The 14346-nt window shown below is 62.9% G+C and carries 12 protein-coding genes; 6 read left to right on the top strand and 6 right to left on the bottom strand.

The window, feature by feature from the left end; translation table 11 throughout:
* The first annotated feature begins 8 nt into the window (after positions 1 to 8).
* Positions 9 to 1487: an NAD-dependent succinate-semialdehyde dehydrogenase gene (locus F3J20_RS11570; RefSeq protein WP_167048605.1), complete on the top strand. Its 1479-nt coding sequence runs from the start codon at positions 9 to 11 to the stop codon at positions 1485 to 1487.
* Positions 1488 to 1778: 291 nt separating this feature from the next.
* Here the strand turns inward: F3J20_RS11570 and F3J20_RS11565 are convergent, their stop codons facing one another.
* Entirely contained in the window at positions 1779 to 3008 is a 1230-nt protein-coding gene (locus F3J20_RS11565) for a YbfB/YjiJ family MFS transporter (protein ID WP_167048603.1), read from the bottom strand.
* Positions 3009 to 3166: 158 nt separating this feature from the next.
* Between F3J20_RS11565 and F3J20_RS11560 the strand changes: the two genes are divergently transcribed.
* The 4 genes from F3J20_RS11560 to F3J20_RS11545 all read left to right on the top strand — a co-directional run bounded on the left by F3J20_RS11560 (position 3167) and on the right by F3J20_RS11545 (position 7614).
* Positions 3167 to 3769, top strand: a complete 603-nt coding sequence (locus F3J20_RS11560) for a TetR/AcrR family transcriptional regulator (protein WP_167048601.1) — start codon at positions 3167 to 3169, stop codon at positions 3767 to 3769.
* Between the two features lie 433 nt (positions 3770 to 4202).
* Positions 4203 to 5051, top strand: coding sequence for a phosphonoacetaldehyde hydrolase (gene phnX / locus F3J20_RS11555; protein ID WP_167283396.1), 849 nt, complete (start codon positions 4203 to 4205; stop codon positions 5049 to 5051).
* Positions 5048 to 6187 carry an iron-containing alcohol dehydrogenase PsrA gene (gene psrA / locus F3J20_RS11550; RefSeq protein ID WP_167048597.1) on the top strand — a complete coding sequence of 380 codons (1140 nt, stop codon included), beginning with the start codon at positions 5048 to 5050 and terminating at the stop codon, positions 6185 to 6187. The genes phnX and psrA overlap by 4 nt, the downstream gene beginning before the upstream one ends.
* 47 nt (positions 6188 to 6234) lie before the next feature.
* Entirely contained in the window at positions 6235 to 7614 is a 1380-nt protein-coding gene (locus F3J20_RS11545; RefSeq protein WP_167048654.1) for an MFS transporter, read from the top strand.
* Positions 7615 to 7775: 161 nt separating this feature from the next.
* Here F3J20_RS11545 and F3J20_RS11540 read toward each other — a convergent pair whose 3' ends face one another.
* From F3J20_RS11540 to F3J20_RS11520, 5 genes are all read right to left on the bottom strand, one after another.
* On the bottom strand, positions 7776 to 8396 hold the full coding sequence (locus tag F3J20_RS11540) for an NAD(P)H-dependent oxidoreductase (protein WP_167048595.1): 621 nt from the start codon (positions 8394 to 8396) through the stop codon (positions 7776 to 7778).
* Between the two features lie 49 nt (positions 8397 to 8445).
* Positions 8446 to 9546 (bottom strand): LLM class flavin-dependent oxidoreductase, encoded by a 1101-nt coding sequence (locus F3J20_RS11535; protein ID WP_167048593.1) that lies wholly within the window; start codon positions 9544 to 9546, stop codon positions 8446 to 8448.
* 55 nt (positions 9547 to 9601) lie between these two features.
* Positions 9602 to 10867 (bottom strand): MFS transporter, encoded by a 1266-nt coding sequence (locus F3J20_RS11530; RefSeq protein WP_240162759.1) that lies wholly within the window; start codon positions 10865 to 10867, stop codon positions 9602 to 9604.
* A 175-nt stretch (positions 10868 to 11042) separates the two neighbouring features.
* A complete protein-coding gene (locus F3J20_RS11525) occupies positions 11043 to 12170 on the bottom strand; it encodes a porin (protein ID WP_345889870.1) in 1128 nt (375 codons plus the stop codon).
* 45 nt (positions 12171 to 12215) lie between these two features.
* Positions 12216 to 13073 carry an alpha/beta hydrolase gene (locus F3J20_RS11520; RefSeq protein WP_167048590.1) on the bottom strand — a complete coding sequence of 286 codons (858 nt, stop codon included), beginning with the start codon at positions 13071 to 13073 and terminating at the stop codon, positions 12216 to 12218.
* A 46-nt stretch (positions 13074 to 13119) separates the two neighbouring features.
* Between F3J20_RS11520 and F3J20_RS11515 the strand changes: the two genes are divergently transcribed.
* Positions 13120 to 13839 (top strand): MarR family winged helix-turn-helix transcriptional regulator, encoded by a 720-nt coding sequence (locus tag F3J20_RS11515; protein ID WP_167048588.1) that lies wholly within the window; start codon positions 13120 to 13122, stop codon positions 13837 to 13839.
* Positions 13840 to 14346: the final 507 nt, after the last annotated feature.

Raw genomic sequence — 14346 nt, 5'->3', positions numbered from 1 at the left:
AGACTGGAATGTCAGAAAATCAGGTGGCCCTGCCGCCTTTGCGCGACCCTTCGCTGCTGCGCGAAGCCTGTTTCATAGCGGGCGAATGGCACGCCGGCGATGCCTCGTCGGCGATTGCCGTGACCAATCCCGCCAACGATCTGCTGATCGGCACAGTGCCGCGTCTTGGCGCAACCGAGGTCCGTCACTGCATCGAGTCCGCACGGACGGCGCTGCCGGCCTGGTCGGCGAAGACCGGCAAGGAACGCGCGGCCATTCTGCGGCGCTGGTACGAGCTCATGCTCGACAACCAGGACGACCTCGCCACCATCATGACATGCGAGCAGGGCAAACCGCTGGCCGAGAGCCGCGGCGAAATCCTCTATGCCGCCTCCTTTCTGGAGTGGTTTGCCGAGGAGGCCAAGCGCGTCTACGGCGATACGATTCCCGCGCATACGGCGGACCGCCGCATCGTCGTGCTCAAGCAGCCGATCGGCGTATGCGCGGCGATCACGCCGTGGAACTTCCCGGCCGCGATGCTCACGCGCAAGATCGGTCCCGCGCTGGCCGCCGGCTGCACGATCGTGCTCAAGCCCGCCAGCCAAACGCCCTTCTCCGCGCTCGCGCTGTGCGTGCTCGCCGAGCGCGCGGGCGTGCCGCGCGGCGTGCTCTCCTGCGTGACGGGCAACGCTGCCGCGATTGGCGACGAACTGTGCCGCAATCCGGTCGTGCGCAAGCTCTCGTTCACCGGCTCGACCGAAATCGGCAAGGTGCTGCTCGAGAAATGCGCGGCCACCGTCAAGAAAACGTCGATGGAACTGGGCGGCAACGCGCCGTTCATCGTTTTCGACGACGCGGATCTCGATGCGGCCGTCGCGGGCGCGATCGCCGCCAAGTTCCGCAACGCGGGGCAGACCTGTGTGTGCGTGAATCGCTTTTTCGTGCAGGACAGCGTCTACGATGCGTTCGTCGAGAAGCTCGGCGTGGCGGTTCGGGCGCTGACGGTCGGCAACGGCCTCGATGCCGCCACGAAGATCGGGCCGCTGATCGACGGCAACGCGGTGGCGAAAGTCCGCGAGCACGTCGACGATGCGCTCGCGCACGGTGCGTCGGTCGTCGTCGGCGGCAACGGTCATGCGGCGGGCGCGCAGTTCTTCGAGCCGACGGTGCTCGCGGACGCCACGCCGGCCATGAAGATTTTCCGCGAGGAAACGTTCGGCCCGGTTGCACCGGTGTTCCGCTTCACGAGCGAAGCAGAAGCGATTCGCCTTGCTAACGATACCGAGTTCGGCCTCGCATCGTATTTCTATGGTCGCGACATCGGCCGCATCTGGCGGGTTGCCGAAGCGCTCGAATACGGCATGGTCGGCATCAACGAAGGTCTGATCTCCACCGAGGTCGCGCCTTTCGGCGGCGTGAAGGAAAGCGGGCTCGGCCGTGAAGGATCGAAGTACGGGATCGACGATTATCTCGAGATGAAATACCTGTGCATGGGTGGGATCGCCTGAGGGGCGCTCACTGGCTACGGCAGTTGGGTGGATCTTTTTGATTTCCGTTTTGGCTGCTGATGTGCGGACAATGCCTGGCGTTTCCTGAGTTAGCTTCTGAATCAGGAAACGCCGGGTATACACAGCCGATTAATAACGAAGTTCTTCAAAGGGCCGGAAAAACAAGGTGCGATAAAGCCCCGTGTGCCCTGAATCGCGAGCCCTCGTTTTTCGGCTCTGCATCTGGCTCCGCATGAGCGCAGCCTCTCCAATTTCCATGTGAAAGCCGCGCCGCCTGTTCGCGCCGCCTCGTCAGGCGGCCCCCTTCGCCGCGGACCTGAACCCGTTCGCCAGTTCGCAGGCCAGCGCCATCATCACCAGACAGGCGGACACCAGGAAAAGCAGGCGATGGTTGCCGCCGCTTGCGTTGAATAGCGCCGAGAACGCGTAGCCGGAAACCGCCATGACCCCGGCCGACAGAATCGTCGCCCTGCTCCACGCAATGTTCTGTCGATGCGCATTCTTCGGCACCAGCTCATGAATGCGCGCCAACGCAAGCGGAACGATACCCGGCGCAAACGTGCCGATGACAACGGCACACACACCGAGTGCCGGCACGTTCCCCGTCAGATAAACACTCGCCAATGCGACGGCTTGCGCAAGCGATACCAGTCCGATGGCCGCCCGGGCACCCATCCGGTCCGCGAGAAAGCCATAGAGAGGCGGACCGGCAATGGCGCCTATCCCGTAGAGCACCCAGAAGATGGCGCCCTCATGCGTGCCCATGCCGAGCCCACGCGCGATGAAGTCGACCAGAAACACCATGGGCGCGACGACAGAAGCCGCCATCAACGCATATTGGGCGTACAGGAGATTGACGCGCCATCCGAAATGCGCGCGCGAGGCCCGACTGTCCGCGCCCCGAGCGGGCGTCTCCGACGAGAGGCGCGCCGACGGCCACGCGAACCAGCTCGCCGACGTCAGGATGGCCGAGACGATGGCGAGACCGATCCAGGTCTGGGCCAGCCCCAGTTTCAACAGCAGTGGAATCAGCGTTCCCGACCCTGCGATACCGAGCCCCAGACCGAGAAACACGGCACCGCTCGCCATGCCCCGGCTCGCCGGCGGCACGTGCGGAAGAATCGTGGCGGCGACCAGCACCATCACCACGCCGCCCGCGATGCCCGACAGGACTCGCCAGCCGAAGTACCAGCCGACCGACAACGGAAAGGCGCACGCGAGAAAGGTGGCCGTAATGATCAGCATCATCACGCGCAGCGTGCGCTCCTTGCCGAACCGGCTGCCCAACGGACGGGCCAGAAGCGCGCCGCACAGATAGCCCGCCAGATTGGCCGCGCCAAGATAGATCACGCTCGCGGTCGAAAACCAGTGCGCGCGAATGAGCTCCGGAATGAGCGGCGTAAAAGCGAAGCGGGCCAGCCCGATACTCACGAGGCTGGCGCATAGCCCCGCGAAGATATAGCGCGAGACGAGCCTTCGGTCGATCTGCGCCGGCGTGAGTGAACCTGTCATGGAAGTCATGAATGTGTCTTTGCAAGCGGAAGAAATCCGGCGGATAGCCAAGCCTCCACCAGTCTTTGACATCATCGTCAATTTTGACACTCTAGACAAACTTGACATCAACGTCAAGAATGAGATTAAATTCAGACTGGATACCGATTCACGACACGGAGCAAGACATGGCAGGCGTTCGCCAGTTCGACGAGGGCGCAGCCCTCGAAACGGCTCTTCCGCTCTTCTGGCAGAAGGGCTTTGCCGCGACGACGATGCAGGATCTCGCCGCCGCCACGGGGATCCAGCGGGGCTCGCTATACAACGCCTATGGCGATAAGGAAACGCTGTTCCTGCGCGTGTTCGATCTGTACCGGGAGCGCTTTCTGCAGCAAATCCGCCGGTCGCTCGATAAGCCGAAGGTCCGCGACGCGTTGCAGAGTTTCTTCGACTGCGTCATCACGTCGATGACGACGACCATCGCTGCGGATGCCCCCACGCGCGGCTGCCTCAGCACCAAGACCGCGGTCGAGACGCAGGACATGGATGCGCCGATACGCGAGGCGATCCAGTCGCTGCTCGATGACTTCGAGACGATTCTGCTGGAGCGGCTATCGAAGGTCGAAAAAACGGCGCACCTGCGGATTCCGGCCGCGGAAGCCGCGCGGCTGGTCCTGACGTTGACGCGCGGAATCGTGGTGATCGAACGGGTGTACCAGGACCCCAAGCGGCTGCGGCATACCGCCGATTCGCTGATCGAACTGCTGTTTGACAGCCGGCCCCGTCGTTGAAAAACCATTCCTGACTTTGCGCAGCACGCTCACACTCACGCTTATCGGGAATGAATGCCGGCTCTGACCGGAACCCTTGAGCGCGACAGGCCATCGATCATGCCGATGGCCGACGATGTGATATCTCCCCGCCGCATCAATCTTCAGCACATTCCGCACGCCGTGCACGGGTTCGCCGCTGTCCCGCGGCGGCGAACACGCATGGCGCCCGAGGCCCGCGATTTACCGCGCGGCCGCCGGGCACGCCACCCCCACGCCCAATAGCCCCGCACGACGGCGAGCAACGCACGTATCCGTATACGCGTTATACGGCCAATCGATCAATTTTTTCGGTTGATTCAACGAATTCAACCCGGTATTTCGATCATACGAGCGTCACGCGACAAATCTATTCTGCATGGACTCATCAGCCCTCTTCAAAAAGGACACCGCCATGCAACCCAGTCTACTGACCTCGAACGCGTCGCACCGTCAGTACCGCGGTCCGATTACCACTGCCATTTTCGATTGGGCCGGCACCGTGCTCGACTTCGGCTGCATTGCCCCGGTCGAGGCGTTCCGTCAGGTCTTCTCCGACGCCGGCGTGCCGGTCACGATCGCCGAAGCGCGCGCGCCGATGGGCGCGGCCAAGCGCGAGCACATCGCGCTGATCCTCAAGGAGGCCGACGTGCAGGCCCGCTGGCAGGCGCACACCGGCCACGCCTCGAACGAAGCCGACGTCGATGCGCTGTACAAGGAGTTCCTGCGTGTGGACGAAATCAACGTCGCGAAATACGCCGACCTGATCCCAGGCGCAATCGACACCATCGCGCATCTGCGCGCGCGCGGCATCGCGGTCGGCAGCACCACTGGCTATCCGCGCGAAGTCATGAAGAACCTGATTCCGCTCGCGGCCGAACGCAATTACAAGCCCGACTTCGTCAGCACGGTCAGCGACGTTGCACGCGGCCGGCCGTTCCCCGACATGATCCTCGCCAACGCACTCGCGCTCGCGACGCCGGATGTGCGCGGCGCCGTGGTAGTCGACGACAGCCCGACCGGCCTGCTGGCCGGCTTGGCCTCGGGCATGTGGGCGGTCGGCATCGCCGCGAGCGGCAACGAAGTGGGCCTGTCGCTCGCCGAGTGGACCGCGCTGAGCCCCGCCGAACAGCAGGCGCATCTGACGCCCGCGCGCGCGAAGCTCGAACGGACCGGCGCGCACTTCGTGATCGATACCATCGCCGATCTGCCGGCCGTGATCGACGCGATCGAGGCGCTGCTCGCCGCCGGAGAGCGTCCGTGAACAGCGCCTGGCAGTTCCACAACCCGGTTCGCGTGCGCTTCGGCGCCGCCTCGCTCGGCGAGATCGGCCAGGCCATCGCGGGCCGCCGCTACGTGATCGTCACCTATCCGGACGCGGTGTTCGCCGACCTCTCGGCGCGTATCGAGGCGATCGCCGGTCCCGCGCAATTGCGCATCGATTCGGTCGAGCCGAATCCGTCGGTCGGCATGCTGCGCCGCGCCTGCGAACAGCTCAAGGCGTTGCCGCAAGAAACCGAGGTGCTGGTCGCGCTCGGCGGCGGTTCGGTCATGGATTCGGCCAAGGTGCTGGCCGCCGGGCGCGGCGACTTCGACCCGGTCTACGCCTACCTGAGCGCGGGCGGCCCCGCAACGGCGAACCCGCTGCCGATCATCGCGATTCCGACCACCGCCGGCACCGGCAGCGAAGTGACCTGCTGGGCCACGGTCTGGGACCCGGACAATGCGCGCAAGCTGTCGCTGTCGCGCGAGGATCTGTACCCGGAAGCAGTCCTGATCGATCCCGAACTGATGGTCGGTCTGCCCGAAGGTCCGACGCTCGCGAGCGGTCTCGATGCGTTGGCCCATGCGCTCGAAAGTATCTGGAACGTGCACGCGAGCCCGGTCACGCGCGGCCTCGCGATCCATGCGGCACGCGAGATCATGGCCGCGTTGCCGCGTGTGATGGCGCATCCGTCCGACCTCGAGGCACGTGGCGCAATGGCACTCGGCGCGCTGCGCGCGGGTCTCGCGTTCTCGAATACGCGTACCGCGCTGGCTCACAACATCTCGTATGCGATCACGCTGTCGCACGGCGTCGCGCATGGCATCGCGTGCTCGTTCACGCTGCCGGCCGTGATGCAGGCTGCGCTCGGCACCGATCCGGCCTGCGACGCCGCGCTCGCCGAAATCTTCGGCGACACGCAAACCGCGCCCGCACGTCTCGCGGCCTTTCTCGACTCGCTCGGCGTCGCCACGCATCCGGGCTCGTACGGCCTCGCTGAAGGCGAATGGTACGCAATCGTCGATCAGGCGTTCGACGGCGCGCGCGGGCGCAACTTCATCGGCAACCGCAGCCACTTTCCGAAATTCGATTTCGCATCGGTTCCGCCGATTGCCCCCTCCAGGAGATTGTCTTGAGTACGCAACGTTCCATCTCGACCGATGCGCTCGCGCGCCTCGACAACATGCCGTGGACACGCTTCCACACGCTCATCATCGCTGCGCTCGGCGTGGGCTGGGCACTCGATTCGTTCGAGACCAACATCATCGGCAGCGTGTTCGGCGGCATCCAGTCGTACTGGCATCTAAGTTCGACACAGGGCTCGCTGGCCGTGAGCATCTGGGTGTTCGGCATGCTGGTCGGCGCGATCGCATTCGGCTATCTCGCCGACCGTTTCGGCCGCAAGCGCCTGTTCCTCGCGACGCTGCTCTGGTACGCGCTCTTCAGCGTTGCGACCGTGGTGTCGTGGAATTTCGATTCGTTCCTGTTCTTCCGCGCAATGACCGCGCTCGCGGTCGGCGGCGAATACTCGGCCGTCACCGCCACGATGGGCGAGTTCATCCCGCGCAAGCATCGTGGCCGGACCGATTCGCTGATCCTGTCGGGCTTTCCGCTCGGCGCGCTGATCGCAGCGGGCGTATCGTACTTCGTGCTGAATCACCTGCCGGCCAGCATCGCCTGGCGCGTCGGCTTCGGTCTGGGCACGACGATGGCGCTGATCTTCTTCTGGATTCGCCGCGTGGTGCCGGAATCGCCGCGCTGGCTGTTGCAGCAGGGTCGTGTCGAGGAAGCCGAGGCGATCGTCACGAGGATCGCAGCAGCCGCGCAGGGCCCCGATGCGCTGGCCGCTCAGCGCCGCTTTGAACCGACCACGATCGTGCCGGCCCATCCGATGTTCTGGCGCAACGTCGGCGAACTGCTCGGCAAGTACCGCGCGCCGTGCGGCCTCGCGAGCGCACTGAACTTCTCGCAGGCGGCGGTCGTGTATGGCGTGCTGTCGCTGATGGCGCTCGTCATCCTGCCGTACATGAAGGTGCCGGCCGGGTCGATGCCGATCTACTACGCGTACGGCAACCTCGCCGCGCTGCTCGGCGGGCTGACCGCGTCGTTTCTGGTCGAGGCCTGGGGCCGCCGCTCCTCGCTGTTCGTGAGCTATACCTTCACGCTGCTCTCGATCCTCGTGGTCTACATGGCGCACACGCTGGCGGGCATGGTGATCGGCTACTGCCTGATCCAGTTCGGCGTGACCTGGGCCTATATCTCGGCCTACGTGGTGTCCTCCGAAATCCTGCCGACGCGGTTGCGCGCTTCGGGTCTCGGCATCTCGGTGGCGGTCGGCCGCGTCGGCGCGATGATTACGCCGCTGCTGCTGACCAGCGCCTTCTCCTCGACCGGCACGCCGGCCGGCGCGCTGACCACGCTGTTCGTGATCGCGGCACCGGGGCCGGTTGCGGCCGCGCTCTGGTGGTGGAAAGGACGCGAAACACGCAATGTGTCGCTGGAGCAGGGCAGCCTGGATGCGTTGACCGCGGAAAACGGATTGCAGACGGTCGCGGCGGGCTGAGTGCGATGATGGGCCGGCGCTGCTTTCGCCGAGCCTTTATTCCCGATGTTCTGAAGAGCCGTGCGCTTTTGCGTGCGGCTCTTTTTTATCTGGAATCTTGACTATATTTCTGTGCAATACGCTGTGCAATGCGGCGGGACCTATCGGTCTATCGCGAACCGCTAGACCGACTCGCAAGACACTTCGGATAGAGCTTCCCGCTCCTCTCTCGCACTCGCGTTCGCTCTCGCGAACATAACGATCTCGCCGGCCATAATACGCAATTGCTCCGTCGCCGCGACATCGACACAGACGCCTTCGGCATTGAACAGCGTTTGCGACGTGTTCAGCATGACGCCGAGCGGCGTCGGCCATCCGCGCAGCGCATGCACGATCGAGCGCAGCGTCGCGAGCGTCGAAGCGCCCGCCTGAACGCCGCCTGCACAGGCAACGCACCCTACCGCACGCTGACTGAAATAGCTGCGCTCGTCGTCGCGCATGTCTTCCGTGTAGTCGAGCGCGTTCTTCACCAGTCCCGATACCGAGCCGTGATAGGCGGGCGAAGCGATGACCACCCCGTCGGCGCGCCGCAGCGCCTCCAGAAAACGCACGGCTTGCGGCGTGCGCTCCAGGGCTTCGGGTGAATACATCGGCATCACCAGTTCGGGACCGACGATGGCTTCCGTCGACGCACCGAGCCTTTGAGCTTCGCGCAACACGGCGCGCACGACCCGCTCGGAACTCGACCCGTATCTGAGTGTGCCGCCTATGCCGACGATATGAGGAACGAATGGCTGCGTCATGATTTTCTCCAGATGGCAAAGCACGGGGTTCTCGTGGATGAACTCGCCATCAGACTTCAGCCAGGCGGGCTCGCTGCGCGAATTCCGCGGAGAAGTGCGGCGCCACTTCGCTCGCGAAGCGGCCAAGCCACTCGCGCCGGCGCTGCTGCGGGATACCCGGCGTTGCCGCCATCACGATCAGGTGATTGAAACCGACGTCGAGATATTCCTGCACGCGCTCACAGACCGTTGCCGGAGAACCGAACAGTTGCAGACGATTGAAGGGCCCGAGATTGTCAGGATTGCACATCGAGACACGGCGTTCGTGAACAGCCGCGAACGACTGATAGTCGGGAATCGACGGGAATCCGCCTTCATCCGGCCGGTAGTGCTCGACTTGCAGTTCGAACCAGCGCGGCATGTACTTGCGCGCGAGCGCCTCGGCTTCATCGTCGCTGTCCGCAATGATGCAACTGATGGCGACCGGCTTCGTCACGTCCACATCGCCGCCGCGTTGCAGCGTGACGTCATGCCAGGTGCTCAGCACCTTCCGCTGCACGGCCAGAGGCAGTGTACCGTTGGAAATCGGCGGCAAACCGAGTTCGGCAATCTTCGTCGCGCTATCAGGACTGCCAATCGCGCCGTAGAAGTTGATGTTCTCGCGTCGTGCATCCGGGCGCAGCCGCACTTCCAGCGGCACGCGCACATGCTGGCCTTCATAGGTGAACGGCTTGCCCGACAAGGCCAGATCGAGTACTTCCCAGACTTCCTGGAAGCGGGCCTTCGCATTCTCGAGCTTCAGGTCGAACGCATCGTATTCGAGCGGGGCGGCACCGCGGCCAAGGCCGAGATGGAGCGGCGCGTCGGACATCAGGCTCAGCATCGCGATCTCGCCCGCAAGCCGCACGGGGTTATGCCACGGCGTAACGAGCACCATCGTACCGAGCCCCAGACCCGGACAGCGCGACGCGATGTTCGACATCAGCATCAACGGGCTGGGCGTGGGGAAATAGCTCGAAAAGTGATGCTCCGGAGTCCATACCGTACGGAAACCCGCTTCGTAACCAAAACGGGCATCGTCGATCATGTGGCGATACAGTTCGAGATCGGGCGTCGGCTCGACGTCCGACGCGGCAATCATGAACCCAAATTCGACCTGCGAAGCTGACATCTGAAGTCTCCTCAATTAGATGTATTTACATATGTTATGTCATTAATCTTCGCTGTCAAGCAGATTCTCGCTCGCCGGGGGTGGGCCCCTTGCGGATCGTCAGGGCCGTGAAGGTCGTAATCAGGCCGAGGACGACGAGATAGGCGGCCACCGGCCAGTACGCGTGGGACCAGACGAGCAGCGAAGTGGCAATGAACGGCGACAATCCTCCGCTAAAGATTGCGGCGATCTCATGCCCCAGCGCGAGGCCCGAGTAGCGCATGCTCGTGCCGAAAAAGCTGCTGAACAACGTCGGCTGTGTCGCAACCAGCGCCGCGTAGCTGATCGTGTTGACGAGTAGAAACGCGAGCAGCGTCAAGGCCGGGCTGCCGGTGCTGACGAAATGGAAGAACGGATAGGCAAATGCCATCATCGTCAGGGTGCCGAACAGATAGATAGGACGACTGCCGATGCGATCGGAAAGCCGCCCCATCAATACGATCACGGGCAATTGCAAGACAAACGACAGGATCATCGCGCCGAGCACCTGCCCGTCGGGCACGTGCGCGAACTTCGCGAAGGTCAGCGAAAACGCGACGAAGACGTACGAGCTGCCGTTTTCCGCCACCCGCAGGCCCATGGCCGTCAGTACCGCTCGCGGATGCTCGCGCAGAACCTGCAGCACCGGCAGCTTCGCCCGGCCGCCGCGTGCGGCGAGTTCCCTGAACGCCTGGGTCTCGGGAACGAAACGGCGGATGTAAATGCCAAGGCAGAAAACCACGATGCTCGCGAGAAACGGCATACGCCATCCCCATGCGATGAAATCGGCTTCCGGCAGTTGCCGCACGAGCCATACCGCCGCGGCCGACAACAGGAAACCCAGACTCAGGCCGGCCTGCCCGTATGCAGAGAAGTAACCGACCTTGCCGGACGGCGCGCTTTCCGTAATCATCAGCACCGAGCCGCCCCACTCGCCGCCGGCCGCGAGCCCTTGCACGATCCGCAACGCAACCAGCAACATGGGCGCGAGGATGCCGACCTGGCTGTACGACGGAAGAAGCCCCATCAGAAACGTGGCGCTGCCCATCAACGTCAGCGTCCAGATCAGCGCGGCACGGCGCCCGTAGCGATCGCCGATGTGCGAGAAGATCACGCCGCCAAACGGGCGGGCCAGAAAGCCGACGGCAAAGCCGCCAAAAACACCCAGCGCAGCAACCAGCGGCTGCGTTCCTTTCGGAAAGAAAATCTGCCCGAACACCAGCGCGGCCGTGGTGCCATACAGAAAGAAGTCATACCATTCCAGGGCATTGCCGAGCGCGCTCGATATGACGATGCGTTGCAATGCACGCCCCTGCAGGGAAACGGACCGTTCCCTGCCTCCAGACAACGTTTCCGATACTTCCATACCAATCTCCAGATAACGGCGACCATGACGGCCGCCGTGGTTTGAGCCGGCAAATCAGAACCGCCTGCACACGACCGCCCGCGCGGCGGTTAACGCAACGATCGGGCAACGATCAGAACAGGTGTCGCATTCCGCCGAGCAGCAGCAGCTGGTTACGCGAACTCGATGGCGAGGCCTGGAAAATAACGGCCGGCGCCAGCGGCCCGTTGGACGCTCTCACATAATTCGCAAAGGCAAATACGTCCGTACGCTTCGACAGGAAATAGTCGACGCTGACCTGGCCCTGGTGCCAATGGGGATTCGCGCTGACACCCTGGTAGTTGCCGCTCGTGTAGAGCCACGCCGCGGAGACCGTCAAGGCCGGCGTGAGCTGGTAAAGACCGATCACGTCGAAGTTGTTCAGGTTGACGCCGCTATTGTCGAGATACGTGAAATGCACGTTCGAGTACATGCCGGCGACGCTCAATGCACTGAACCGGTAGAGCCCGCCCACTGCCGCCACCTCCTGATGCTTGACGCCGACCGTGCTGTTTAGCGGGCTCGTATGGAACAGCGCGAACGGCGCGCCGGCATAGTCGTCCGTCACCGCGCCGTTGGGATTGCCCACACCCGGCCGATCGAGATACAGATAGGCGGCCGCGAAGCGAAAACGGCCATTGTCATAACCCGCGCCGGCACTCCACGCCTGATTCTGCGAAAAATTGCCCGCGCTGTTACTGAACGCGTAGAGACCTTCGAAGGTCAACCCGCTGAAATTGGGGCTGACGTACTTCACCGAATTGCTGTAGCGAAAATTCCCTTCGACGTTGTCGCTATCCCCAAAGGTGGTTCCGAACCCGGGACCGAACGCCTGAGGTTCGTAGCGGTCCAGGTAGTCCCACATCATGTCGTACTGACGGCCGAAGGTCACGGTGCCGTAGCGGTCGCTGCCAAGGCCGACGAACGCTTGCCGCCCGAACATCCGGCCGCCCTGCCCGAGCGAGCCGTTGGTCGAGCTGAACCCGTTTTCGAGCTGGGCGACTGCGGCAAACCCGCCGCCGAGATCTTCGTGAATCTTCAATCCCCACCGGTTGTTCTGATTTGCACCACTGAACATCTGAACAGCACTTTTTCCGCCTTCGTTACTCACATACCCGATGCCAGTCGAGATGATGCCGTACAGCGTGACGCTGTTCTGCGCCCAGGCGCTCGTCGAGATCATCGAAATCGAATAAATTAAGATACCTAATTTAATTTTCACGAAGCATCCTTTTATGTCAGGAAAACGACGATTTAATTTAATGTGTCAGGAAACGCGAGAGGATCGGTTGAAAGCGGATTGCAGGAATTGCATCAGACTCAGATCGAATTGCTCCGGATTCTCGATGTTGGAAAGGTGACCCGATTCGGGAATCACCTTGAGCGTCGCGTTGGGAATGCTGGCGGCCAGTTCCTGCGCCAGCACAGGCGGCGTCAGCGTGTCGTACTCGCCGACCATGACGAGGGTGGGCGCGACGATCCGCGACAGGTCGCCGACGAAATCGTCGTTCAGATTGGCCTCGATGGTTTTCAGATAGCTGTCCGTACGCAGGATCGAAATGCTGGCGACCAGTTCATCGAGCGCGGCTTCCGTAATCTTCGGACCGGCAAGACCGCGCGCAACCGCCGGCGCGATGTCGGCCGGCGTCTTGCCCGCGAGAAGCGGTTGCGCGCGGGCAGCGAGAAAAGCCTCCCGTTCTTCCGGCGTGCGGGTGTCGCGCGTATCCGGACGCGTGTCGACCAGCGTCAACGAGGCAACGCGCTGCGGATACTGCAGCGTAAAGCGCTGCGCAATGCGCCCGCCGAGCGACAGCCCGACCAGATGCACGCGAGCCGCGCCACAGTGATCGATGAGCCGCAGGACATCGTGCGCGAAGTCGGTGATCGTCACCTTGCCGTCATAGTCGTCACTCGCGCCATAACCGCGAGCATCCCAACTGACCGCGTGCGCGAAGGTGCCGATCGAAACCAGTTGCCGATACCAGTTCGAACGGTTTCCACCGATACCGTGCAGAAACAGAACGAGTTCTCCTGTGCCTCGCTCCGAAAAAGCGATCCTCGGCGCGCCCGGCACGAATGTGACCGGCCACGCGGCGGGAGCGCCGCGCCAACCTGCTTCCCCCATTTTTGTCCCCATAATAGTTAGCATGACATCACGCCGAAGCGTGCCGATGTTGCATCAGCCGGCAGAAACATGGAAAATACATGTAATTTCATATGTATGTGAACACACCTTAGGCCACCAATTTCTGCATGTCAACGGGCCGCGCATAGCGTTGCGAAAAGACCGGCCGGAAACCACCAGCGGGATGTTTCCTCGAGGAGAAAAAGCAATGAATACGGCAAAGGGAAATCGTTCGAGCGGCAGAAAAAAGGAGAGCGGCGCGACGGCGGCGCCCCAAAGCACGGGGCCTCATTCATCACAGGAAAAGACAGGCCGCGCCGACATACCGCCCGACGCCTCGTACTTCACCGACCGCTTCGTGCCGTATCTGATCAACCACGCGGCCAGCCTGTTCAACCTGCAATTCAGGAAAGACCTGCGCAAGCTCGATATTTCGGTCATGCAATGGCGCGCGCTGGCCGTGCTGCACGGCGAGCCGGGATTGGCGCTGCGGGAAATCGTGGCGAAAACCGCGATCGACCAGCCGACGCTGAGCCGGGTCGTCGATCAATTGCACGAGCGCGGCTTGATCGAGCGCGCCGCGCGGGAATCGGACAGCCGATACCTGAGCCTGTCGCTCACCGCAAGCGGTGAGGATCTTTATCAGAACCTTTGGCAACTTGCATGGAAGCATTACCAAAGGGGGACGTCTCATCTGACGCCTGAGGAGACCGAGACGCTCATGATGTTGCTGAAGAAAACGATCAGCAGTCTTGAGGCAAATTGAATCGCACCGGTTTATTGCGGCTTGATCGGTCGTGAGTCGTGATTGCGCGCCGGCTGGAGAGCGAGGCGGATCGCTTCGTTCGCCAACACGCGGAATCGCACAACCAACCGAGTCCCGGGCAACGCCTTCTCTACCATTCACCACGGGCGATCAAGACATTGTTGGGCACCGCTCTTCGCGCTGTCTCCCGCCCGGCTTGACCGGCACATCATTCAAGCCTGCCCGCCCATCACGGCACCGGTTTTCCCGGAACCGAACATCAACTCCGATAGCGCGGCTGTCGCCTGCTGGATCGCCGATTCAATCGACGCGATCCCGTCATGCAGACAATTTCGTCGCTTGAGTCCGCGCGCTGCCCCCTTGCTGCCGGAGGCGTCTGATCTCTTCCTTCATGGCGCCCGCGACGGGCGACTCCCGCGCAGACTACCAGGACCCAACGCTTCGGATTCCAGAGTTATCTCTTTTGCCCGTCAAATTCGAAGCGCCTTTGCCCGCCTTCGTCAGTCC

Origin of the sequence: Paraburkholderia sp. Cy-641 (assembly GCF_011752945.1) — a bacterium.
Classification (GTDB): domain Bacteria; phylum Pseudomonadota; class Gammaproteobacteria; order Burkholderiales; family Burkholderiaceae; genus Paraburkholderia.
This window is presented reverse-complemented; position numbering and strand designations above follow the sequence as displayed.